We start from the raw sequence: 23689 nt of genomic DNA on the forward strand, positions 1-23689 counted from the left end.
CAGTTTCCGCGTTTTGATTCAAAACGCTTGATTCAAAGCCTGCTGAAGCAGCTTAGATTTTACCAACCAGATCCAGTGATGGCGCCAGAGTTTTTTCACCCGGAGTCCATTTAGCCGGGCAAACTTCGCCGTCGTGGTTTGCAACATATTGAGCAGCCTGAACTTTACGGAACAGTTCTGCAGCGCTACGGCCAATACCCAGGTCATGGATTTCAGCAACTTTGATTTCGCCTTGTGGGTTAATCACGAAAGTACCACGCAGCGCCAAACCTTCTTCTTCAATCATCACGTCGAAGTTACGAGTGATGGTGCCTGTTGGGTCAGCAACCATTGGGTAGTTGATTTTTTTGATGGTTTCAGAAGCATCGTGCCAAGCTTTGTGGGTGAAATGAGTGTCAGTAGAGACTGAGTACACTTCAACGCCGATTTCCTGGAATTTAGGATAGAAGTCAGCCAGGTCGCCTAATTCAGTTGGACATACAAAAGTGAAGTCAGCTGGGTAGAACACAACTACTGACCATTTGCCGGCTAAGTCTTTGTCAGATACAGAAACAAATTTACCCTGATGGAAAGCCTGAGCGTTAAAAGGTTTTACTTTGCTGTTGATGATAGACATTTGTCTTCTCCATGTTGTGGTTAATTGGTATCCCCTTCGCCCTTGAAACTGTAGCTTTGTTGGCAGGTTCTCTCGCCCATTCACATAGGACAACAATGCTCATGGGTCTCGCTTACCTGCCGTCGCGCTACAACTTCAATGACTTTGGGGATAAATACAAGCCAGAAAGCCGTCGCGTTGAAAGCATAGTAGCCCAGCATGACAATTCGTCATAACGAATAAAATCAATGCAGCTAATCGATTAAATAAATTAAAAAGACAACTTTTAACCAATGCTTATGATGCAGCGTTACTTTACCTTGGTTTGCGCCTGATTCATAGTATCAGCGCTGATGGGAGCAACAGTGCATTTTGCACTGTTTCAGATTTAGTTCTAAGCTAGGTTACAATTACTCACTGAATTTGGTAGCTTTTTTTGACAAACTACCGATTTTTCCATTTTGGGGATTTCGCTTGAGTCAGCTGAAGTTAGATTTGGCAAAATTGTTTGATCTGCAGGTGCTGGTGATAGAATCAGACCAGGATTTGCTGCACCTGTTCAAACAGATGTTGTTGAGTCTTGGGATTAAAAAACTGACCAGTAAATCGAATATTGAAGAATTGCTCAGCAGCAAGGAAAAACTCAGTTACGATGTAATTTTCCTTGATTACCAGATTGAAGAACACCGCACTGGCGCGGAAATTGTTGAAGAGTTAATCTTGGCCGGTATTTTACCGAATCGTACCCGCCTGGTGTTATTGGCGGTTGAAAATGACCGCGCCCGCTATGCCATAGAATACCCTTATCATCAAATTGAGTACTTGCCCCGGCCTTTTAACATCAAACAGTTAGATTATGAACTGAAACAGCATGTGATGTTTGGTGCCTGGTTAAAACCTATTCTGAGTCTGGCTGGACTTGGCCGCTACAACGACGCACTTAAATTACTGCTGCATACCCAACAACAACCTATATCTGACGAATTACAGCAACTGTTGCTGAAACTGAAAATTCAACTGTTGCTGGATATGGACAAACATGAAGCTGTAGTCCCTTTGTTAAAAGCACCTGTGGCCGAGATGCAAGGCTGGGCATTATGGGCGTTGTTTCGGATCCGGTATGAACGGGGTGATATTGCCGCTTGTGAAGCATTTTTGCAGGATGGCTCAGAGGAACTGGCTAAATATGCAGAGCGCCGCGAAATCTGGCAAATCTATCTGGCCATCCAACAATTAGATTACGACAAAGCGCTGCGGGTGGCGGTAAAAATTCCGAATGTCGGGATGTCGATGAAAATGGTGCGGCTGGTGCACCTGGTGCTTATTCTGGCCGGAAAAACAGAACAGGCGATCGAATTTATTGAACGAAAACGCCGCCTTGCCGGTAGAGGACCGTTATTTTTACAGCTTTCTATTGCGCATGCACGTTCATTATTGTTATTGCTTACTCTCAATCTGGATCCACCGAAAAAACCGGTATTGCTGATCCAGCTCAAGCAGTTATTACAACAAATCGAAGATGATAAAGATGCCCGGCAAATTGCGGCAGGCTTGTTATTGGTCAGAACCCATTTATTGAAATTTGAACAAGGTGCCGACAGCGCGCGGCATTATCTGACGCAGCAGCAACAACTGCTTGTGGTCAACGATATGTCGGTGTCGTTGTTATGTCATGCCGCTGTGGTCTATGCCGGACTGGAGCAACCGGAACGTGCCTTCGACTATTTATTTGAAGCCAATAAAGTATTTGATCAGATGCTGGATAACAGTGCCCGGGTTTTCGCCGGCTGTTTACATCAACACGCTTTTGATTTTATTATTTCACCGGCACAACGCGGCGCTGCATATGCTGCGATGGCAAAGCGGCACCTGCAACAGCAGGATTTTAAACTGGCAGCAAAAATGTATCTGGCAGCTGCAAAAAAGGCGCCGGATCAGCCGGAATATCTGCAGCAAGTACATCAGTTGATGCGTCAGTTAGGACTGAGTAAATTCCGTGGCATTACACTGCCGCCCACCGAGCATTAATCCGGATAATCCGCACAGGCCAGGTTCATTCCAGGAGTTCAACGTCAGGCAACAATACATCTTCATAAAATGCACCGATGGCCAAAGTCGGATGTTTGATCTGAATTTCCAGCACCCAGACACCTGCTCTTGGCGTGCCACTAAAATCGCCCAAATTACCGCCAGCATAAAGTTTATGGGGATAATCACATAGCCGGTGGCCTTTGATCGCCAGATTCAGCTCATAACCCAGATCCGCCGCTTGTCGCGCCGCAAACTGATATAAAGCACTACCGGAGCATCGCTGCGTCAACCATTGACGACGGACACGCTCGAATAATTCCTGCGCTGCTGCGGCACAATGTTGCTGCTCCGCATTGTTTCCGACCACAAAAGTAGCGCCGACATCACCTTCATGCCCACCATAGACCGGGCCTAAATCGATGAAAAAGATATCGTTCTCCTGCAGGACCGTGTCTTTCTCCGAAGGCTCACTGTAAATTTTGCAGGTGTTCACCCCAAACCGGATAATCACCGGATGCCACAACCGCTCAACACCGGATTGTTGTAATAAATCTTTGGCAAGCTGACGTGCCATTGCTTCAGTCATACCGGGTTTAATGGCAGCCGCTATTTGCGCCAGTGCCGCCCAGGAATGTTGCTGCGCCATGCGCATTAAATCGACAGAAAAGACCGGCCCGACTTGCTCCGGCGCTGGATAATTGTGGGCTAATTCCATAATAAAATCCTGAAATATAGTTTTATTTCAAATTGTTGTCGTTATGGTAACGGTAACTAACAGCTTTCATCAATGCATCTTTGGTTGCATTAAAGTCAGCGCTGCCATGACTGTCGTTTTTTTCAACCTGAAAGCGAATTTGGTGTTAAAAAAACTCACTCATTTAGCACTTGTTTGCTTTTAACAAATTTACTTATACTCAAGCACTCATAATTATATTTCCAGGAAAAAAGGGAACACCAACATGTCACTGTCCATCACTTTTGAATTACAGGAACCTGATTTAGATTATTTCCGTCAAATCATGGCCAAAACCCAAGGCGCTGTATCAACCTTAAATCAACAGCAGATTTTAGCAGCCGCCAAAAAGCTAGCGCAGGACGTGGATGGTAAGGTGCCAGAATTTATGGCCAGCCGGATCCTGAAATTGCAACAGCTCGTCGCGCTGGTTGAAGATAAAGAATGGGATCTGACGGACGAAGAAACTACAGAAGTGCTGAGTGCGCTGGCCTATTTTGCCAAACCAGAAGACTTGATTTCTGACCATGTGCCGGTACTGGGTTTTCTTGATGACGCCATCATGATTGAATTAGTCGCTCAGTCGCTGGCTGACGATATTCAAGCATATGACGAATTTTGCAAATTCCGCACTGCTGAAATTGCCCGCCGTGGCGCAGAAACCAGCCCAACCAAAGCTGACTGGCTGGAAACCAAAAAACAGGAATTATTCCTGTGGATGCGCCGTCGTCGCGCTGAACGTCGCAGTGGCGGCGGTGGTGGTTTCCGTTCTATTTTCAGACCAGGTGGTTAATCTTTCTGGCAGACAGACAGGAACTCTTAGCGGTTCCTGTTTTTATTTGGCCGATCCGCTAATCTCGATGTTGAGGCATCACCTGTTATTGGCTGAAAATCTGTTATGAGCCGTCACTTTTTTTCTTGGACATCCTGGGTTTCCCCTTTCGTCACTGTCATTGTACTGGCGTGGATGAGCACGGAACCTGTGCTTGCAGCAGACAAAGTCTATCAATATACCCAGACCAACGGCGTGGTGGCTTTTTCAGATCGACAACCACTTAACCGGCCGTACCGGTTATTAAAATTCGATTGTTACGCCTGTAATCCAACATCGACCGTGAATTGGTCCAATACCCGGCTATTTTTAGCCGAATATCAGCACAGTATCAGCCTGGCGGCAGCGGCGCATCAGTTGGAGCCAGCATTGATCCGGGCGGTGATCCATGCCGAGTCCGGCTTTAAAGCCGACGCCGTATCCAGACAAGGCGCACGAGGCCTGATGCAGCTGATGCCCAAGACCGCCAAAGATTTAGGCGTAAAAAACAGTTTTGACAGTCACGCTAATATTCTCGGCGGCAGTGCCTATTTAGCGAAATTACTGCAAAGTTATCAGGGCGATATTGCCCTGGCGAGTGCTGCTTATAACGCCGGACCTGGCACTGTCAGTAAGTACGCCGGTATTCCGCCTTATGCCGAAACCAAAGCCTATGTCAAACGGGTACAAATTCTGCTGCAGCGGTATCGTCGTCAGCTGGCAGCCACCGCACAAAGCACCGGCTGATGTGAAAAGCTAGGTTTATCAGTAAGTAAATTGTTGGTCAAATCTAGCAACTTTTTGGCCAAAACGACTACAAAACTTCAGCGTTAAAAATTAAAGCATTGAAATATATAAATAATTCTCGTGGCATTATTATTGCCAAGATAGACAGCAATCTGGCATTTTCCCACTTTTCAGGACATTTTCGATGAAAACAACTTTATTAGCTTTTTGTACTGCGGCCATCTTAAGCGGTTGTGTTATTCATATCGGTGGTGGCAATAACAGCCCTGACCAACACAGTACCAAACGTTTTGAACTAGACGCATCAACACTGACGCAATTGGTCGCTACAACCGGCGCCGGTTCTTTGCTCATTCAGGGCGAAGCTGGCAGAACGACCGTTGAAGTGGTTGCTGAAATTCACAGCTACGAAGGCATGAACGCCGATATCAGTTTGCAGGCACAAGGCAACAACGCCCAGTTGCACGCAAGTTTGCCGAGCAGCTTTGTCAACGGCAACAGCCCTTATATCGATCTGATTGTAAAAGTGCCCACCAATTTTGGTCTGGTGCTGGACGATGGCTCCGGCGATACTGTGATTGAAGGCTTGACCGGTGCTTTACAAGTCACCGATGGCTCCGGCGAGCTGCGTGTTAGCGGTGGCAACTCGCTGCGACTCGATGATGGTTCCGGTGATGTGTTTGTCCGCAGTATTCAAGGTGCAGTCACCGTTGATGACGGCTCTGGTGACCTTGAAATAGAACAGATTGCCGGTGTGGTCACTGTCACTGATGGTTCTGGCGATATCCGGGTACATCAAAGCGCTGGTTTAACCATCACCGATGGCGGCTCTGGCGAACTCGATATCGATCAGATCAATGGCCCGGTATCGATAGCCAAAGATTAATACGCCGAGCTAAGCAAAATCGCTTCTTCACAGTGAGCACGCAATCAGTTGCCGCTTACTGCGAAGAACCTCTGCAAACAGCCTCAGCAAACAATTCCACAACTAAAATTCACCACATCCGCTATTACAACCATTTATCCGCTTTTTTTACCGTTATTCACTTTTATGCACCTCCAGCGTTACCGGGTCTTTACAGTGTTGGTTATCAACCGTAAACACTGAATAAGGACATAACGATGACAACTGCAACCATCCGTACTTCCCTGCTCGACATTTTTATTGCACCAAAGCAAGCCTTTGCCAATCTGCGTGGCAGCGGCGGTAATCTGCTATTGCTGATTGGCCAGATACTATTAACCGCACTGGCGTTTTACCTGTTTTATCAGGGCATGTCGCCAGAGTGGCTGGTTGAGCAACAAATGCTGACTGCTGGCGATTTAACACCAGCAGAGGCGGAACAAGCCCGTGCCATGATGGCCCAATCGGCACCTTACACCGCCATCATTTCTACAGTCTTCGGATCTATTATGTTGGTGGTGGTCAATGCCATCCTGGCCGGTTACTTTCATTTAGTCGCCAAGATGAGCGGCGATTTTCGTTATCAGGATTGGTTTGGCTTTAGCGTCTGGAGTCAAATGCCGATGCAGCTCAACACTATCGGACTCATTTTATTGGTGTTATTCGCCGATACCCCGAATTTGCCGCTTGCCACCGCCACCTACGCCTCGCTGAATCAGTTACTGCTGCAATTACCGATTGGCGCACCTTTTTACACTTGGGCCGAGTCCTTTAGCCTGTTTATGTTGTGGCAAATTGCCGTGACGGCCATCGGTCTAAAACAATGGTGCAACTTCAGCACGGTCAAAGCAATCATCGTTGCCGCGCTGCCAACATTTTTAATCTTCGGAATTTGGGCGCTGTTGGTGTAATCAACAACGCCAGCCCTGTCGCTTTACCGCACAGGGCTTTGTTTTCGAATTCACCAAAGACACCCCGCCCAGATTTGTACAAGGATAGGCGCTATGCATAAATTTATTAAATTAGGACTGATCGTGGCAGGTTTAGCTGGCCTTGTCGTGTTTTCGCAATACCGCGCCGGCAAACAACAACTGGAAGTGAACATCGCCAAAGCCAGTATTGGCCAACTGGATGACAGTATCCTGGCGTCTGGTAATCTGGTGTACAACACGCAAATTCAAATTCGCTCGGAACTCACCGGCCGGGTGGCCGAAGTGCTGGTAGAAGAAGGCCAGCAGGTCGCAAAAGACCAGTTGTTGTTGCGCCTCGACCCTACCGCATATCAGGCAGAAGTAACCAAAGCGCAGGCGATGGTCAATCGTTCCAACATTGAAATTCAAAGCACAGAAGCTGCGTTGGCTAATTTACAACGGCAACTGGACCGGCAGCAGCAATTACTGCGCAAAAAGCTGGTACAGGTAGAAACAGTCGATTTACTGAAAAGCGAAGTGAAGATTGCGCAGATTGCCATTACTGCCGCCAAGTCCCAACTCACCCAAAGTGTTGCCAGTTTATTGATGGCAGAAGATGCACTGAAAAAAACCGAATTCCGGGCGCCGATTGCCGGTTTATTAGTATCAGTGGACGTTAAACCCGGCGAAACGGTGATCCCTGGCACTACCAATATTATTGGCTCGGATTTGATGACTCTGGCCGACCCCAGCGCCATTCTGGCCGAATTACGGGTTGATGAAGCCGATATCAATGCAATTTCGCTTGGACAATCGGCAACCGTTTTTGCAGCATCCAATACCGAGCAAGCGATTAGTGGCAAAGTGATCGCCATTGGCAGCTCTGCGCGCTTGCTTGGACAAAGTCAGGCGCTGTCGTTTCGGGTGAAAGTGCTTTTAGATCAAACTATTGCCGGATTACACCCTGGGATCAGCTGCCGTGCTGAGTTACTTACAGCGCGGCTGGAAAACACCTTGTCAGTGCCGCTAGCCGCAGTGCAGAAAAAGGACAAGCAGAGTTTCGTCTGGACCATCAAAGACGGTGTCGCCAATAAAACAGCAGTGAAAACCGGCTTGGCTACGGACACCGCTCAAGCCATTATCGAAGGTTTAGCTGAAGGCCAGAATGTCGTCACCGGCCCTGCCCGCATGATCAGCGGCTTGACCGACGGCAGTAAAGTGAAGGTCACGGAGCTGACATTATGATGGCCGCTGCAACATTCGAACAACCGGTGGTGATTGACCTTTGTGACATCGGCAAAAGTTACCAGATGGCCGATGAGACTTTTTACGCCTTACGCGACCTCAGCCTGCAGATCCGGCAAAACGAATACGTGGCGATCATTGGTCCCAGTGGCTCCGGTAAATCGACGTTATTGAATGTGCTGGGTTGCCTTGATATGCCAAGCCAGGGCCACTATCAGCTTGCCGGGCACAAGGTTGCAGAACTCGATGAAACTCAGCTGGCAATCCTGAGAAATCGCCAGGTGGGCTTTATTTTTCAGAGCTTTAACTTACTACCAAGAATGACTGCGCTGCAAAACGTGATGCAACCGCTGGTGTACCGGCTAATGCCGTGGCGTGAACGCGAAGCCAAAGCCAAAGCGGCGCTGGCGAAAGTTGGCTTGAGCGATAAAGCTGGCCATTTGCCCAATCAGTTGTCCGGTGGCCAACGGCAGCGGGTGGCGATTGCCCGCGCTTTAGTGACTGAGCCAGCAATCTTGCTCGGTGACGAACCGACCGGTAATTTAGACAGCAAAACTACCAGCGATATCATGCAGTTATTTGATGATTTACACGCACAGGGCCACACCATCATTCTGGTGACCCACGAGCAGGATATTGCCGACCATTGCCAACGCGTGGTGCGGCTGATGGATGGAAAACTAGCCGCTGATAGCAGCAACAGCCAGCACACCGATAAGCTGAGGGTTTGATATGCAGCACTTTTTGCACGCTTTACTTGAAGGCAGCCGCGCGGCGTTGCAGTCGATCCGCGCTCATGCCCTGCGCAGTTCTCTTACCACCCTCGGCATTATTATTGGCGTAGCGTCGGTGATTACCGTAGTTGCGGTGATGAACGGTTTAAGCTCGAGTATCCGCGGCCAGCTGGACGATTTGGGCAGTGACATGGTGACAATTCGCGCCTACACCACACCGGAGCAGGAGTTGTTAGGTTTTCGCAACAAGCTGCGCGACGAAGATTATCAGCTGTTAAAGTCCAGGGTAAAAAATGTCGAAGACATTACGGCGACGATGCCAGCCTTTAGCATGGGGCTGAGTGTCGGTTATGGTCGCAACAGCACCCAAACCCAGCTGGTTGGCGCCGACAGCAGCTATCAGAATGTGGTACGGGTCTATCCGCAACAAGGGCGGTTTTTATCGGAAGAAGACGATAGTAAACGCCGTCGGGTGGCTTTTATTGGCGCGACTGTGGCGAAAAAACTGCAAATGCCGGTCAATCCAATTGGTCAGTATATTAATTTATCCGGCGACTGGTTTCGGGTGATTGGTATGGCAGAAAAGCGTGGCAGCCTGTTTGGCTTTGATCAGGACAACTACATCATCACCCCCTTTAGCACCGCCAAAGCGTTGAACGGTCCGGATAATTTAATGGTGGAAATAAGCTACCGCCCGAAAGCCGATGCCGACCCAAAACTTATCGAACAGCAAATTCGTCAGTTGCTACGCCACCGCGCCAAATTGGCCAGCGACGCGCCGGATCATTTTGAATTTGTCAGCGCCGAAAAAACCAAACAACAGCTGGATACCGTGTTTAATTCAATTACTGCAGTCGCCGCTGGTGTGGTGAGTATCAGCTTGCTGGTGGGTGGCATTGGTGTGATGAATATCATGTTGGTGTCGGTGACCGAGCGCACCCGCGAAATTGGCATTGTGAAGGCTCTGGGTGCAACGCCACAGTTTATTCTGCTGCAGTTTTTAGTTGAAGCCTTGGTGTTATCGTTGTTTGGCGGCGTGCTGGGGTTAATGCTTGGATATTTATTTGCGGCAATTATCGCTTTTTCGCTGCCTTCAATGCCGGGCGCTCTGGTGCCGCTATGGGCAATTGGGTTATCGTTTGGCTTTACTAGCTTGATTGGATTGGTATTTGGCTTAGCTCCGGCGGTCAAAGCGGCCCGATTACAACCGATAGACGCCTTACGTTATGAATAACAATGCAGCACAAAAACTCACGTTCTGGCAGCAATTCCGACCTTTTTGGCAAGTGAGTCTGCAGACCAGCCGTGAATATAAAATGGTCACTGTGGTGACCTTTGTGCTGGCCTTTGCCGTCTATTACAGTGTGATGCAGGCGATGTTTGTCGACACCAGTTTTCGTACCCAACTGGCGGTGCTCATTCGTGGTGTGCTTGATACCACCACTTTAATCCTGTGTTGTCATTTTTTGTTGCGTCCCTACCTGAAGCTGACTTTTATTCCGCAAGGCCGCTTTGGCTGGGAACTGGTGCAACTTGCCGCCTGGCTCTATGTGCTGGGTGTGTTGAGCATGCTGCTTTCTTACGGCTACGGCAAAATTCCGCTGCTAAAACTGACTGACTTTAGCAGTATGGTGTTTACCTCGGCCGAAGGTGAACACCAGATGCGGCTCGACACCAGCACCACCTTGCTGATTGGCGGCTTCAACCAGGCCGTGGTATTTGCCACCTGGGCGATGGCTTACGTGATGTGGCAAAGCATTAAAAGTAAAAAACAAATGCAAATTCAGATGCAACAAACCCAGTTGCAACAGCTGACCAATCAATTAAGCCCGCACTTTTTATTTAATGCGTTTAACAGCATCCGCGCTTTGATTTATGAAGACCGCGATAAAGCCGCCGAAACCGTCACCCAGCTGTCCGAATTGTTCCGCACTCACCTACAAGCCCATTTGCGACCGATGTCGAGCCTGGCGGAAGAATGGCAAATCGCCCAGCGTTATCTGGCGATTGAACAGGTGCGGTTAGAGCAGCGGCTCCAGGTACAACTCGACTTTGCCGAGCAGCTATGGCAACAACAAATTCCTACTTTAAGTTTGTTAACACTGGTTGAAAACGCCATTAAACATGGCATCAGCCCGAATCAACAGCCTGGTGTACTTCGGATCAGCAGTTTGCAACTATCAGCCACCCGCTGGCGCTTAGAAGTGCAAAACAGTTACCGTCACCAAAGCCAACAAGGCGGTACTCAAACTGGCCTGACGAATTTACGACAACGACTGGCGCTGATGCCGGGAGAAAATACTTTAACCACCAATATTACGGAGCCGAAACAAGGTTTAGGACAGTTTCTGGTGACGCTGGAGCTGCAGTATGATTAAGACTTTAATCGTGGATGACGAACGACTGGCGCGTGCCGAATTAAAACGGCTGCTCAGCGTTCATCCAAATATTGACATTGTTGGCGAAGCCGCCAGCGCGGCTGAAGCCCGCGACCTGCTGGATAGGCTGGAAGTCGACTTAGTTTTTCTGGATATTCAGATGCCGGAAGTGTCTGGCCTGGAACTCGCCGCCAGCCTGAGTAGTTCACTACAGTTTGTGTTTTGCACCGCTTTTAACAGTTTCGCGCTGGACGCTTTTGCCCTGAACGCACTGGATTATTTGGTTAAACCTTTGGATCCGGTCCGCTTAGCAAAAACCTTACAGCGTTACCGGCCGCTGGAATTACCTGAGCAAAACCAGCTGCAACTAGCTTCAGCGGCACCCCAGCCTGCTGCGATCCCGGAGAATTATTTACCGGACCAACATGGTTTATTACTCAAATTCGGCGAACTCAACCGCATCGTGCGGCTTTATGAAATCAGCCGTTTTGAAAGCATCGGCAACCACACCGCCGTTTACACCAGTTTTGGAAAAACTTACTTACATAGCTCGCTGTCAAAAATCGAAAGCCGGCTCGATCCGCAATTTTTCTTCAAAGCCAGCCGCGCCGACATCGTCCGCCTCGACGCCATCAAACAACTCGAACCCGGCATCGGCAGCGGCACCATGCTTGCCATCCTGCAAGACGGATCGGAAATAGAAGTCAGCCGTAGGCAAATGCAGTCGCTAAAGCAGACGTTTGGGACTTTTTAGTGGGTTGGTTGGCGATTTGAAATACGCCTTGAGTAACCAACTGTAGGGCGCGACTCAGCCGAAGGCTAGTCCGCCGGATGGTGCATTCCACACAAAAATCCATAACAACAGGTCCGGCGCACTACCGCTAACGCGGTGAGTGACGCCCTACTGCGGGGAGAGTATTGTGTATGCAACTTGTGCAACCAACCGTTCCTTCCCCCACACGTTGTGATGGCAAAACCAACCGTTTAACCCCTATTTTCACCAAATATCACTTTTTTAACTGTCAAAACCCCGCATAGCCTTAATCTAACCCCAACAGCAAGCCTTCTCAAAACACAACAAGGATCATCGCTATGCAAGACATCATCAACACATTGCAACAACAAGGACTCGGATTTTGGTTATGGTTTTTACCATTAATGTTGGTGGTGTGGTTTTTACCGACTATTCTGGCGGCGTTTTTTAATCGTAAACAGTTGAAGTATATTGCGATTGCCAACGTACCGGCGGGTATGTCGTTTATTGCCTGGGGTGGTTGTATCGTCTGGGCGGTGACCGGCAAACTGTGGCAGAAAAAAACTGCCACGCCGGTTGAACCTCAGGTATAAACGCCAGGTTTTGCAGAGTTAACCAGAGCGGCTCAGTTGCGCCGCTTTGGCTTGTAAATCCTCATCGGAATCGGCGTACTTTAATGCGATCTCCACAAACTGCGACTCCACCACCAAATAAGCATCGACGATATCCGGATCAAAATGGCTGCCGCGACCGTCGAGAATAATCAGCCGGGCTTTTTCGTGGGGCATGCCCTCTTTGTAGACCCGGCGGCTGATTAGCGCATCATAAACATCGGCCAGCGCCATCAACCGTGCCGACAGTGGAATTGCCTCACCCGCCAGACCTTCCGGGTAACCACTGCCGTCCCATTTTTCCTGATGGTACAACGCAATTTCTTTGGCCAGCCTTAAAAAAGCGACCGGCGCGCCTAAGGCTTTTTCCGCATATTCAATAGCGTTCCAACCCAAAGTGGTATGGGTTTTCATAATTTCAAACTCGTTCCCGACAAAACGGCCAGGTTTTAATAAAATACTGTCGGGAATACCCACTTTGCCAATGTCGTGCAAAGGTGCTGATTTATATAGTAAATTAATCATGTCATCATCCAGCACCGCTGCATACTTCGGATGATGCCGTAACTGTTGCGCCAGCACTTTGACGTAATATTGAGTACGGCGAATATGGTTGCCGGTATCGGAATCGCGGGTTTCGGCCAACGACGCCATCGCCAGAATGGTCACGTCCTGGATGGCTAAAACATCCTGCGTGCGTTTTTCTACTTCGGCCTGTAAAAATGCATTGTTGTCGCGTAGGAAATCGACGTGGCTTTTCATCGCTAACTGGGTTTTCACCCGCGCCAACAACACTGGCGGGCTAATAGGTTTACTGATAAAATCGACTGCGCCGAGCGAAAAACCAAGCTCTTCGTCTTCCACCGCCACTTTGGCGGTCAGGAAAATCACCGGAATAGTGGCCAGTTGTGGGTCGGCTTTTAACCGGCGACAAACTTCAAAACCATCCAGCTCCGGCATCATAATATCTAACAAAATCAAATCTGGTTTGTCGGCAGCGGCGACTATCTGCAACGCCTTTTGGCCGCCGTTTGCCACTTTAACCCGGTACAAATCTTTTAATAACGCATTCATTAACATCAGGTTGTCGGTTGTATCATCCACCACCAGAATGGTTGGTTTGGGCTTTACTGGTACGTCCATCTGACATTGCTCCATGGCTTCATTGTTGGTCCGGCGTACCGGTTATTTACTCAGCACCACGTCCGGCTCGCCTTGTAGTTGCCGGATCAAAGTTAACGCCTGTTCAAATTCGAAATTTTCAATGCACGACTGCAAGTGCAGGAATTGCTGCGGATACGACTGTTGCCAGTAACTTTGCTGCTCTGAAAAACAACTGACAGCGTCACCATCAGCATCGGCCAGATACTGGCACAGCTGATTGACAGCTGCTCTGATTGGTTGCGGCTCTACTGCTGACGCTTTGCCCAGCGATGCGTTGACCGGCGCTGTGGCCTTGGCCGTCGTGACTGTGGCATTTAGCAATGGCAAGAGCGGCGCAACTTCAGCTTGCACCTGCTGCCACTGCTGTTGTAGCCGCTGCAATGCGCTTGTCAGGGTGTGGTCTGTAGCAGTAGCTCCGGCCGACAACTGTTGACATAACAATTCAAGCTGGGTCGCTTCACTGGCAATGGCGGTTAAACCAATAGTGGCGGCGACACTTTTCAGGCTATGGGAATGGCGCTCGCACTCTGGCCAATTGAAGTTAGCCGCGGCGAGCAGCAGTTGCTGAACCAGCGGCTCTTTCGCCTCAACACAACGGCTTAATAACGACAAATACAACGAATGATTTTTTTGTAAACGACGGCAAGCTTCCCGCCAGTGCAGCATGCTGCATTGATCGAGGATGGTTAAATCAAGGGCTGCAGTTGGCTTGGTGACCTGCAGCGTTGCCGTCACTGGTGGCGACGCTGCCGATGCAGCCGATGCAGCCGATGCAGCCGATGCAGCCGACAGCCACCGCAGCAATGTCGCAAACAGCTGCTCCGGTTCAATCGGCTTGGCAATAAAATCGACCATTCCCGCCGCCAAACAGCGATCTTTATCCTGCGCTAACACATTGGCGGTCATCGCGATAATCGGGATATGTGCTAAACAGGCAATATTGTGAATGGCCTTAGTGGCGGTTTCGCCGTCCATCACCGGCATTTGCATATCCATCAGGATCAGGTCAAACGGCTCTTGCTGCGCCAGCGTTAACGCCTGCAGGCCATCTTCCGCCAGCATCACGCTAAAACCGGCACTTTGCAGCAACTCCATACCAACTTGCTGATTTAAATCATTATCTTCAACTAATAGAATCCGTCGCCCGGCAAAACGCTGCAATGCGCTGAACACCTGATCCGGGTTGGACAGCTGTTCCGGCTGATCCTCTGGCGTTATCGACGCCTGTGGCTCGCTTTGCGCCGGCGGCGGCAGATCGGCACTTAACACATTCATTGCCGTATCGAACAACATCGAGGCATTCACCGGTTTAATCAGCACCGCTTCAATACCGGCATTTTGTGCCTGACTTAATAGCTCTTCCCGACCATAAGCTGTCACCATCACCAGTTTTGGCGGCTGTTGCAGACGAAGTTTGCCAATGTTCTCTGCGACAGCTAACCCATCCATACCGGGCATTTGCCAATCGAGTAACACCAGCTGAAATGGCAGCTTACGCTTCTCCTGCTCGCCAATAAGCTGTAGCGCCGTGGCGCCATCGCTGGTGGTGGTCACGACAAAAGTCATCGATTCCAGCAATTCGCGCAGCACCGCCAGCGCACTTTGGTTGTCGTCGACCACCAGTACCCGTTGCTGGCGTAGATCATGGCGTGGCAGTAATTTTCGGGCCGGAGTGGGGTCTAGTTTTAAAGTGGCTGTGAACCAGAAACAACTGCCACGACCAGGTTCACTTTCAACACCAACCTCACCCGCCATTAACTCGGCCAGTTTTTTGCTGATCGATAAGCCAAGGCCGGTGCCGCCGTATTTACGGGTGGTTGAATTGTCGGCTTGCTGAAAACTCTGAAACAACCGGCTCATTTGCTCGGCGGTTAAACCAATACCGGTGTCGCGCACCGAACAATGTAAAGTTACCTGATCCTGCAGCGTTTTTAACAACCGGATTTGAATGCAAATCTCCCCACGTTCGGTAAATTTCACTGCATTATTGGCATAGTTAATTAAAATCTGTCCTAGCCGTAACGGGTCACCAATGAGGGCTTGCGGCACGTCGGAGGCAATATCAATAATCAGCTCCAATCCCTTGGCTGCGGCTTTTTCACTGATCAGCGCCGCCACATTATCCAGCATCCGCTCCAGATTAAAATTCACCTGCTCCAGCTCCAGCTTGCCAGCTTCGATTTTTGAAATATCCAGAATGTCATTGATGATGCCAAGCAAATGTTTGCCGGCGGATTGGACTTTTTGCAGATAATCGCGTTGTTGGTGGCTCAGGCTGGTTTTTAGCGCCAGATGCGACATGCCAATAATGGCGTTCATTGGCGTGCGGATTTCGTGGCTCATATTGGCCAGAAAATCAGATTTCATTTTAGTGGCTTGTTCGGCCAGCTCTTTGGCTTTGGAAATGGCACGTTCGGCGGCTTTTTGCTCGGAAATATCGACAAAGGTACCAACCAAGCCGCCGGGCGCGCCATCCGCTTTATTAAAACCAGCGATAAAATACAAAGTTTCATGTTCCTGGCCATCGGCAAATTGCATGGTGATTTCATGTTGTACCGAACTACTGGTGGCGATGGCATGCTCGTCTTCCCGCTGATAAGCCTGGCGCATCTCCAGTGGCAGATATTCCAGATCCAACACGGTTTTGCCAATCAACTGCTGCCGATCGACTGAAAAAGTGCGTTCATAGGCCAGATTCACCCCTTCAAAACGGGCGTCCGGGCCTTTGTAAAATACCGGGTACGGAATGGTGTCAATTAAGGCGCGTTGAAAGCTGAACTGATCCAGCAATTGCTTTTGTGATGCTTTGCGCTCGCGGATATCACGCACCGAAATACAGACACAAGGACCGCGTTCACCAACGGGCGGTAACAATGACAACTGCACTTCAACCGGGATCCTGGCTCCATTCTGTTGCACCGCGGCTTGTTCAATCGCCGCAATATTGTGGTGTTCACCCGCCAGCACTTCTGCCAATAAAGCTTTGCACTGCGGTAAAATAAGTTGCAGCGATTGCTGTAATAACCCGGCTTCCTGATAACCAAACATGGATGTCAGTTGTGGGTTACAGAGGATGATCTGATGATCTTCAGCCACTACCAGCATACCTTCCGGCGCCGACTGAATAATGGCTTTGTACCAGGCTTCGGTGCTACGCAGCGCCAGTTGTTGCGCTTCTAGCGTGGCAGTTTGTTCTGCCAGCATCAGCGCCTGATCCTGCATTTTTTGCGCCTGGCGTTTGGTCGCCGCTAACAGTTCCTTACTGTCGAGATGACGTTGTAACAGTGTCATGGCGGTAATAATGGCTGGCAGCACCGCTTCCAGCAGCCGCTGCTGCGATGGGTCATCACTGCGCAAACTGGCAAGTTCCAGCACCCCCAACATGGTGCCGTGGCTTTGCAGCGGCAACAGCCGGATGCAACCGGGCGTAGCACCGCCAAGGCCGGAACCAATTTTAAAATAATCCGCGGGTAAATCAGTGAGCACCATCGCCCGTTGCTGCAACACGACCTGTCCGGCGAGCCCTTCGCCCAGCGCCAATGTTTTGGGAATGCTTTCTGGCTCGTTACAGGCGTAGCTGGCCATTAGTTCCAGCTGTGCCAATTGCGCGTCAAACCAGTAAAACAGACCGTGCTGAAAACCCAGTTCTGTTGCCAGTAACTGCAGGCAAGTTTGCCCAAACTGGGCATAACTCTGGCAAGATTGCAGAGCATCAGATAATTGAGTGATTAGCCCCTTGCTAAGGCGCTGTAAATCAATTTCCTGACTAGCCAACCGGTAACTATCGAGCGCCCGTGCCAGTTCGCCAAGCTCCGATGCATCAGCCTGATAACCAAAACTGCTGATGGTCTCACCTGCCGCTAACTGTTGCGTTTGTTGGGTTAATCGCGTGATGGGCCGCACCAGTCTTAACCGGACAAAACCGATAAACACCAATAAAATCAAAGCTGCGTCTAGGGTCAGTAACAACAGCAACAGCGCATCAGCCCACTGTGCGGCTCGGGTATAACCAGCACTGTCCTGCACCAGTCGTTTTTCGATATCAGCGGTGACGGTATTCAGCCGGCTGTTAATCGCCCGTTTGACGCCGGAATACTGCGTGCCATACACCAGCTCGACCGCAGCTGCAGTGCTTTGTTGGGTTGCGGTATCAAAGGCTTGTTGCTCTAACAACACAGCGTTGTCGGATAAGGTTTGGGCTTGTTCGATCAGTGCGCGCTCATTGGTTTGCAGCGGCAATTCGGCCAGACCGGCCAGAGCACGTTGTCTGGACTGGGTAATATTGAGTTCGGTGTTGTATTCAGAGCGGAATTTGCTGTCGGCGGTAGCGGCGTAAGCGCGCACAGCAAAGGTCATGTTGTCGGCACCTTTGCGAAACAGTGTCAGCATTTGCTGCGACTGCAACAAATGCTCCTGGACCAATCGGCGCTGGGTACTGTAATGGCTGGCGACCATCACACTTAGCATGGTCATTGCGATAAGCACCACCATCACAGCTGCAATCAGATTACTGGTGGTTTTGATCCGCATACCGCCATGCCCATCCCTGGAACCGGAAAATTTTCTGTTCCTCTGAGCCTAGCACAGGGTCAAATAATGACCAATTATCAGCGGGATAAAAGCAGTAGCACGGTGAATGATCTTACAGTTCTGTCACTGATAGTTTATGAAAACAATGCCGCAAACTTCTGCTGTAAATAGGGTTTTAAGGCGAAGGTAATCAGTTTACCTGCTTGTTCCAAAAAGGCTTTTTGCGCACTGTTCCATTGCATCACTTCGCCAACCTGCTCACAACAAAACACCCCGACTAATTGGCCGTTGTAACAAATACCAACGTCCAGCAGCGAATAAATGTCATTCGGTTCAAAATAAAGTTCGTTAAAACATGAAGTTGCCGGATGTTCGGCCGCGACAGACGCATCAATCCCACCTTCATCACGCATTGCTGCAAAATAGGGCGCGAAATCATCTTCATGTAGCGCAATACCCTGATAATGTTCATTTTGCAGCGAATCATATAAATCGATGGCAACAATTTCACTGAGTAAAGTGTCGGAATACAACCACAGGCTGGCGCGACTGCATTTAAGCTGAAGGGTAATAGTTTCAGTCAGTTGCCGATAAAATTGTTCAGCGTTGATTTGTCCGTCTTTTAACGATTTGATCAGCAGCAATAAGCCGGTCTGGTCGAGCATAACAACTCCTTTGTTGGATCAATTGTTGGATCAATGACTCAAAAAATTGCAAATCAGGTGACAACACTTTTAGCGCTGCTGCTGACGATACCATTCACCCAGAATCAGACTGGCCGCGACGCTGACATTCAGCGATTCAACCTGGCCCGAACCCGGGATTTGTAACGCGACATCGGTGCTGCTGGCGACTTGTTTCGAGACACCATCCATCTCCTCACCAAACACCACCACCACTTTGCTGCCGAGCTGACTTTGGTACAACGACACCCCAGCATGGCTGGATGTGGTGACCAAACTATAACCGGCTTGTTTACACAGCTGCAGCGCCAGCGGTAAATGTTCACAGCTTAAACCGTCAACAAACTCAACCCCACCTTCAGCGGTGCGTGCTGCGGCGCCAGATTGCAGCAAATAAGGCTGGGTCATAATCACGCCCTTCACGCCAAAATGAGCACAACTGCGCACAATAGCGCCCAAATTATGCGGGTTACCTACGCCATCCAGCGCCAATAAACAGTCTTGTTTCAGATGTTTATTCGCCGCCAGATAAGCGGCTAACGATAACTCCGGTTTGCGTTTTACTATCAGCACCACACCACCGTGATGCTGACTGCCAGCAACTTTTTCCAGTTCGCTGCTGTCGACAATATGGTAAGCATGTTTATTCGCTGCCAGATATTTCATCACGTCGGCAAATTTGCTGGCCATACTGGCTTCAAGGTACATTTTGACCACCGATTGTGGTCTTTTGGTGAAACAAACCCGGCAAGCGTTTTCGCCCTGCACTTTGGTTTCTTCCAGCCGGTGTTGTTTTAATGTGGCGGCATTTACTTTATTGACTGCAGCTTTGTTGACCGCCGCTTTGTTGTCCGTGTTTGCGTCAGTTCCGGCATGATGTCTGGCGTCCGCTCTTGTATTTGCGCTGTGCTCTTTGCCTGACTTTTGGCCTGGTTTTACCGCAGCTTTATAACCAGCTTTCGCCCAAGGCTTTTGTAATGCATCTTCAGCTTTGGTGGAGTTCGTTTGAGGAGTGCGGCTGTTCCGCTCCTGACCCTGCTTGCGCGGATTGCCCGGCGCAGCAATAGAAGAAGATGGTTTGCCGTGCTGGCGGCGTGGTTTGGTATCTGCGGACACGAACTTTTCCTTTGGGGCTGCGCCTGCATCACAGGCATCAATAATCAGTTATTCTAACCTAATTGCCGCGCACGGCGAAGATTAGACTTGAGTTTGTCCGCGCGCGCAGTATGCTGGCGCGCAATTTTTGGTACTTTTACCAACACCCAGTGGCGTCCTCCAGTCTGGATAAGCCAGCTGTCAGGTACTTTTTGGACCACTTTAAGTCCATTGATTGAGTGTTTTACTTCCAAACAGGCGCAGGTTGGCGCGGAGAACAGATTTATGCTGAGTTATCGTCATAGTTATCATGCCGGCAATCACGCTGATGTGATTAAACATCTGGTGGAAGTTGCGATCCTGTTGTATCTGAAGAAAAAAGATAAACCTTTTTGCTATCACGACAGCCACGCCGGTGCTGGCTTATATAGCCTGAATTCAGAGCAAGCGCTGAAGACCGGCGAATTTGGCACAGGTATTGGTCGGTTGATGCAGTACCAGCCACACAGCGAAGCGCTGGCGGCTTATCTGCAATTAATCCGCGATCTAAACCCAAACGGTCAGCTGCAATTTTATCCGGGCTCCCCTGCCATCGCCAAAATGCTGCTGCGCCGCGACGACAGTATTCAGGCCACCGAATTACACCCAAGTGACTTTCCGCTGCTGCAGGCACAGTTTTTAAACCGTCGTCATTGCCGTATCGAACAAATGGATGCTTATGCCGGTTTTCGCGCCATGTTACCGCCGCTTTCCAAACGCGGTCTGGTGCTGATAGACCCGCCCTATGAGCTAAAAACCGAATATCAGGATCTGGTCAAAGGTTTACAGCAGGCTTATCAGCGCTTCCCACAAGCCGTGTACGCTATCTGGTATCCGGTGATTGAACGGGACAGCATTGAAGCGGTGATCCAGGCGATAGTCGATACCGGTATTCGCAATCAACTGCGAATTGAATTCAGTCCGAAAGCCGACAGCGAAGGTTTTGGCATGACCGGCTCCGGCATGCTGGTGATTAACCCTCCCTATACGCTGGCTGCCGAGATGAAAGCCGCGCTGCAGGAATTGTCTCCGTTGCTGGCCGATGGCACGGCGCAATGGCAAGTGACCCAATTGGTTGGCGAATAAGGTTTTTTATGACAAAGCTCATCTCTATCAAATCGTTACTGCTGCTGTGTTGTTTGTTTGGCGCGTCGCAGGCTAGCGCTTTTAGCCGCACCGGTCATCAGCAAGTTTGCCAGGCGGCTTATCAGTTATTGTCTGATGACACTCAGCAACAAGTCGATGCGCTGTTGGCCCTTAAACCCGGCCAAAGTTTTGCCGACGGTTGTGTCTGGCCGGACGAAGCACGTGGAGAAGCGGCTTATCGATATACCGCGCCGCACCATTTTATCAATGTGGCACGCAAGGCACGTGAAGTTAAAGCGCGCGATTGCGCCACTGTCGGTTGTTTGTTGTCGGCGATTCAACACCATGGCAATTTGCTGAAAAAGTTGCCGTTAAATGAGCCAAAACGCCAGTCGCTGTTATTTTTCAGTCATTTTATCGCCGACTTACATCAACCGCTGCATGTAAGTTATGCTGCTGATCAAGGCGGTAATAAAACCGCGGTGTATTTTTTAAAACAACCGTCAAATTTGCACGGCGTCTGGGATCGGGCTTTGTTAACCGAACTGGGATATGAGCAAAACGAGAATTTACTCACTGAAAAGTTAGCCAAAGTGTCAGCCAAAGAACAACAACTGTGGCGTCAGGGCAATGCGTTGAGCTGGGCCAATGAATCGCTGGCGCAAACCATCAACATTTATCAGCATTACCGCCCTGGCATGTTACTGGACGAATCCGCAGTGAAGCGGGATGGTCCAATCGCCGAACGACGTTTACAACAAGCGGCCGTGCGGCTGGCTGCATTGTTAGAACAGCAGCTGAAAACTAACGCTCGATAGTTTTCAGCTCGATGGTCATCGCAGCGGCGGGTCGCATGTTGCGGTGACGCTCTGCAGCTGTAACCAGTGCAGTACTTGCTGCTGCATCTGGGCATCAAAAATATGACCTTTCTCTGGCCAGAATTTCAATTGCAGCCCAGCCGATGCAGTGGCGCTGCACTGCTGATACCACTGTTGTAGCTTTTGAAAACCCTGCTGCACACCGCTTGCCGGCATCAGCGGATCTTTGCCGCCCATCACCAGAAGCAAAGGTTTAGGCGCCGCCAGCGCCGCGATATCCGGTAAATCCAGCTGCGCCAGTAAGCCAGGGTGCAATAAATAAAACGAACTTTGACCTTTACTGAAATTGCCAGCCGGAGTGGTTAAATTGGCAAACTGATTAAACCAACCAATGCCAACACCGGCACTGATATGCTCTGATAACGCGGCCAGTTGCCATACCCGATAAGCGCCCATCGAAAAGCCCAATGCGCTGATTTGCCCAGTTTTGACCACCGGCTGCGCGGCTAAAAAAGCCGCCAGCTGCAGATCTTCAAGCGCAGTAAAACCCGCCAGCGAACGGCCGCGCGCCAGAAAATTCGCAGCTAATTGTTGTTGCTGCGCATAAGCCACCGGGCCACGTTCGCCAAAACCTAAGGTATCTGCCGCCAACACCACAAAACCTTGTTCTGCCAACTGTTCGCCAACAAAGTTGCCGGAAAAATATTGATCAGCCCATTGCTGCGCCAATGGCAACTTGGTTTGATCCAAAGGTCGGATCCACTTGTCTTTGCCAAGCCGAAATTCGGCGCCATGATCATGCAAAAGCAGAACCGCTGGTTTCGGCTGTGCTGGATTTGCTGTTTTGGGGATTAATAACCAGACCTGCTGCCACACCGGCGTTAACAGTTGCAGCTGCCAGTGCTCGCGCCAATAAGCACCCTCGTCGCTGCGACTGAGTCGCTGTGCTGTGATTTGCGGCAGCGGCTCTGGCCATAAATAGGACTGACGCAGGCGTTGGCGGTTTTGTTGCTGCCATTGGTGAAAATCTGTTTTTTGGCGTTGGAGCTGTTTTTCGCTGGTTTGTGGCGTTAAAGCTTCTAACTCAACTGGCCAGAATGACGCTGGTTGCTCAGCGGCGATGGATCCAGTCGCGAACCCAAGAACGCAGATCAAGCCAAAGCGCCAACTTCTCATAATGGTGCCAGCCAGGCAAACACTGCAGTACAAGGCGCATTGGCAGCGCGAACTAGACAAGGCTGTTGTGGCGACTGTAGTTGCAACACATCGCCAAGTGCCAATAACAGCGGAGGTGCGCCAGGCTCAAGACATATTTGCAGCGGCGCTTGATCGGCGTAGATCAATAAGATTGCGCCTGGAAGTATTGGCCCAGGCCAAGGCTGGAACTCAGTTGTACAGGGTGCCGACCACAAATTTGCTTGCATCGAAGCATCAACCATCAGGTTAATATCAACAATAGCACCGGCGATTAACGTTGCACTGCTTTGGGCACTTCCGGCAAAGCGTAACATCTGTAACGGCGAACTGACCTGCTGCTGATGGGCATCCACCTGCAAAGTAAAGCCAGCGCCTTGGCGCAGCGCTAATAGCCGTTGATATTTTGGAAATTGAGTAAAAGCGCCATCTTGCAGCACGGTCGCCGAGCTAAAACGCCACTGAAAATCCTGGGCTGCAACTGTGCCGCTCGGCGGTGAAATCGCCAATTGCCGGGTTTCGCCGCCGGTCCATTTGCTGACGGGCATCGAAGCTGCCGGGATGATTTTTGCTTCCACGCAGCTACTATTCACCTGGTTACTGCCCTCGCAGCTATTGTCCAAGCC

General features: G+C 50.0%; 21 protein-coding genes. 13 read left to right on the forward strand and 8 right to left on the reverse strand.

What is annotated here, in order from left to right:
* Positions 1-52: 52 nt before the first annotated feature.
* Entirely contained in the window at positions 53-616 is a 564-nt protein-coding gene (gene ahpC / locus A5320_RS10650) for an alkyl hydroperoxide reductase subunit C (protein WP_068064151.1), read from the reverse strand.
* A gap of 453 nt (positions 617-1069) precedes the next feature.
* Here ahpC and A5320_RS10655 point away from each other — a divergent pair, with 453 nt between their 5' ends.
* A complete protein-coding gene (locus tag A5320_RS10655) occupies positions 1070-2623 on the forward strand; it encodes a hypothetical protein (RefSeq protein ID WP_197490064.1) in 1554 nt (517 codons plus the stop codon).
* A gap of 25 nt (positions 2624-2648) precedes the next feature.
* Here the strand turns inward: A5320_RS10655 and A5320_RS10660 are convergent, their stop codons facing one another.
* Complete coding sequence (locus A5320_RS10660) at positions 2649-3341, reverse strand: M24 family metallopeptidase (RefSeq protein ID WP_068064154.1); 693 nt, start codon at positions 3339-3341, stop codon at positions 2649-2651.
* A 244-nt stretch (positions 3342-3585) separates the two neighbouring features.
* Here A5320_RS10660 and A5320_RS10665 point away from each other — a divergent pair, with 244 nt between their 5' ends.
* From A5320_RS10665 to A5320_RS10710, 10 genes are all read left to right on the forward strand, one after another.
* Positions 3586-4152, forward strand: coding sequence for a YkvA family protein (locus A5320_RS10665; protein ID WP_068064156.1), 567 nt, complete (start codon positions 3586-3588; stop codon positions 4150-4152).
* A 174-nt stretch (positions 4153-4326) separates the two neighbouring features.
* Positions 4327-4917 (forward strand): lytic transglycosylase domain-containing protein, encoded by a 591-nt coding sequence (locus A5320_RS10670; protein ID WP_068064158.1) that lies wholly within the window; start codon positions 4327-4329, stop codon positions 4915-4917.
* 184 nt (positions 4918-5101) lie between these two features.
* Positions 5102-5803 (forward strand): DUF4097 family beta strand repeat-containing protein, encoded by a 702-nt coding sequence (locus A5320_RS10675; RefSeq protein ID WP_068064160.1) that lies wholly within the window; start codon positions 5102-5104, stop codon positions 5801-5803.
* 236 nt (positions 5804-6039) lie between these two features.
* Positions 6040-6732: a YIP1 family protein gene (locus A5320_RS10680; protein WP_068064162.1), complete on the forward strand. Its 693-nt coding sequence runs from the start codon at positions 6040-6042 to the stop codon at positions 6730-6732.
* A 93-nt stretch (positions 6733-6825) separates the two neighbouring features.
* Entirely contained in the window at positions 6826-7977 is a 1152-nt protein-coding gene (locus A5320_RS10685) for an efflux RND transporter periplasmic adaptor subunit (protein ID WP_068064167.1), read from the forward strand.
* Positions 7974-8708, forward strand: a complete 735-nt coding sequence (locus A5320_RS10690; protein WP_231916712.1) for an ABC transporter ATP-binding protein — start codon at positions 7974-7976, stop codon at positions 8706-8708. Before A5320_RS10685 ends, A5320_RS10690 begins: the two co-directional genes overlap by 4 nt.
* A gap of 1 nt (position 8709) precedes the next feature.
* Positions 8710-9945 carry an ABC transporter permease gene (locus A5320_RS10695; protein WP_068064170.1) on the forward strand — a complete coding sequence of 412 codons (1236 nt, stop codon included), beginning with the start codon at positions 8710-8712 and terminating at the stop codon, positions 9943-9945.
* Positions 9938-11089 carry a sensor histidine kinase gene (locus A5320_RS10700; protein WP_068064172.1) on the forward strand — a complete coding sequence of 384 codons (1152 nt, stop codon included), beginning with the start codon at positions 9938-9940 and terminating at the stop codon, positions 11087-11089. Before A5320_RS10695 ends, A5320_RS10700 begins: the two co-directional genes overlap by 8 nt.
* Entirely contained in the window at positions 11082-11843 is a 762-nt protein-coding gene (locus A5320_RS10705) for a LytR/AlgR family response regulator transcription factor (protein ID WP_082971676.1), read from the forward strand. The genes A5320_RS10700 and A5320_RS10705 overlap by 8 nt, the downstream gene beginning before the upstream one ends.
* Positions 11844-12181: 338 nt before the next feature.
* Positions 12182-12436: a superinfection immunity protein gene (locus tag A5320_RS10710; protein WP_068064174.1), complete on the forward strand. Its 255-nt coding sequence runs from the start codon at positions 12182-12184 to the stop codon at positions 12434-12436.
* Between the two features lie 18 nt (positions 12437-12454).
* On the opposite strand, the gene A5320_RS10715 is transcribed toward A5320_RS10710, so the two are convergent.
* The 4 genes from A5320_RS10715 to A5320_RS10730 form a co-directional block, all read right to left on the reverse strand.
* Positions 12455-13597 (reverse strand): response regulator, encoded by a 1143-nt coding sequence (locus tag A5320_RS10715; RefSeq protein ID WP_068064176.1) that lies wholly within the window; start codon positions 13595-13597, stop codon positions 12455-12457.
* Positions 13598-13639: 42 nt separating this feature from the next.
* Entirely contained in the window at positions 13640-18148 is a 4509-nt protein-coding gene (locus A5320_RS10720) for a response regulator (protein WP_068064178.1), read from the reverse strand.
* A gap of 134 nt (positions 18149-18282) precedes the next feature.
* Entirely contained in the window at positions 18283-18813 is a 531-nt protein-coding gene (locus A5320_RS10725) for a GAF domain-containing protein (RefSeq protein ID WP_068064180.1), read from the reverse strand.
* 69 nt (positions 18814-18882) lie between these two features.
* Positions 18883-19947, reverse strand: coding sequence for a tRNA/rRNA methyltransferase (locus tag A5320_RS10730; RefSeq protein WP_231916713.1), 1065 nt, complete (start codon positions 19945-19947; stop codon positions 18883-18885).
* A 264-nt stretch (positions 19948-20211) separates the two neighbouring features.
* Here A5320_RS10730 and A5320_RS10735 point away from each other — a divergent pair, with 264 nt between their 5' ends.
* Both A5320_RS10735 and A5320_RS10740 read left to right on the forward strand, forming a co-directional pair.
* Positions 20212-21051 carry a 23S rRNA (adenine(2030)-N(6))-methyltransferase RlmJ gene (locus A5320_RS10735; RefSeq protein WP_068064928.1) on the forward strand — a complete coding sequence of 280 codons (840 nt, stop codon included), beginning with the start codon at positions 20212-20214 and terminating at the stop codon, positions 21049-21051.
* An 8-nt stretch (positions 21052-21059) separates the two neighbouring features.
* Positions 21060-21869 (forward strand): S1/P1 nuclease, encoded by an 810-nt coding sequence (locus A5320_RS10740; protein ID WP_157605775.1) that lies wholly within the window; start codon positions 21060-21062, stop codon positions 21867-21869.
* Positions 21870-21884: 15 nt separating this feature from the next.
* Here the strand turns inward: A5320_RS10740 and A5320_RS10745 are convergent, their stop codons facing one another.
* Entirely contained in the window at positions 21885-23045 is a 1161-nt protein-coding gene (locus A5320_RS10745; RefSeq protein WP_082971678.1) for a dienelactone hydrolase family protein, read from the reverse strand.
* A complete protein-coding gene (locus A5320_RS10750) occupies positions 23042-23641 on the reverse strand; it encodes a HutD/Ves family protein (protein ID WP_197490065.1) in 600 nt (199 codons plus the stop codon). Before A5320_RS10750 ends, A5320_RS10745 begins: the two co-directional genes overlap by 4 nt.
* Positions 23642-23689: the final 48 nt, after the last annotated feature.

This window comes from Rheinheimera sp. SA_1 (assembly GCF_001669775.1).
Classification (GTDB): Bacteria; Pseudomonadota; Gammaproteobacteria; order Enterobacterales; family Alteromonadaceae; genus Pararheinheimera.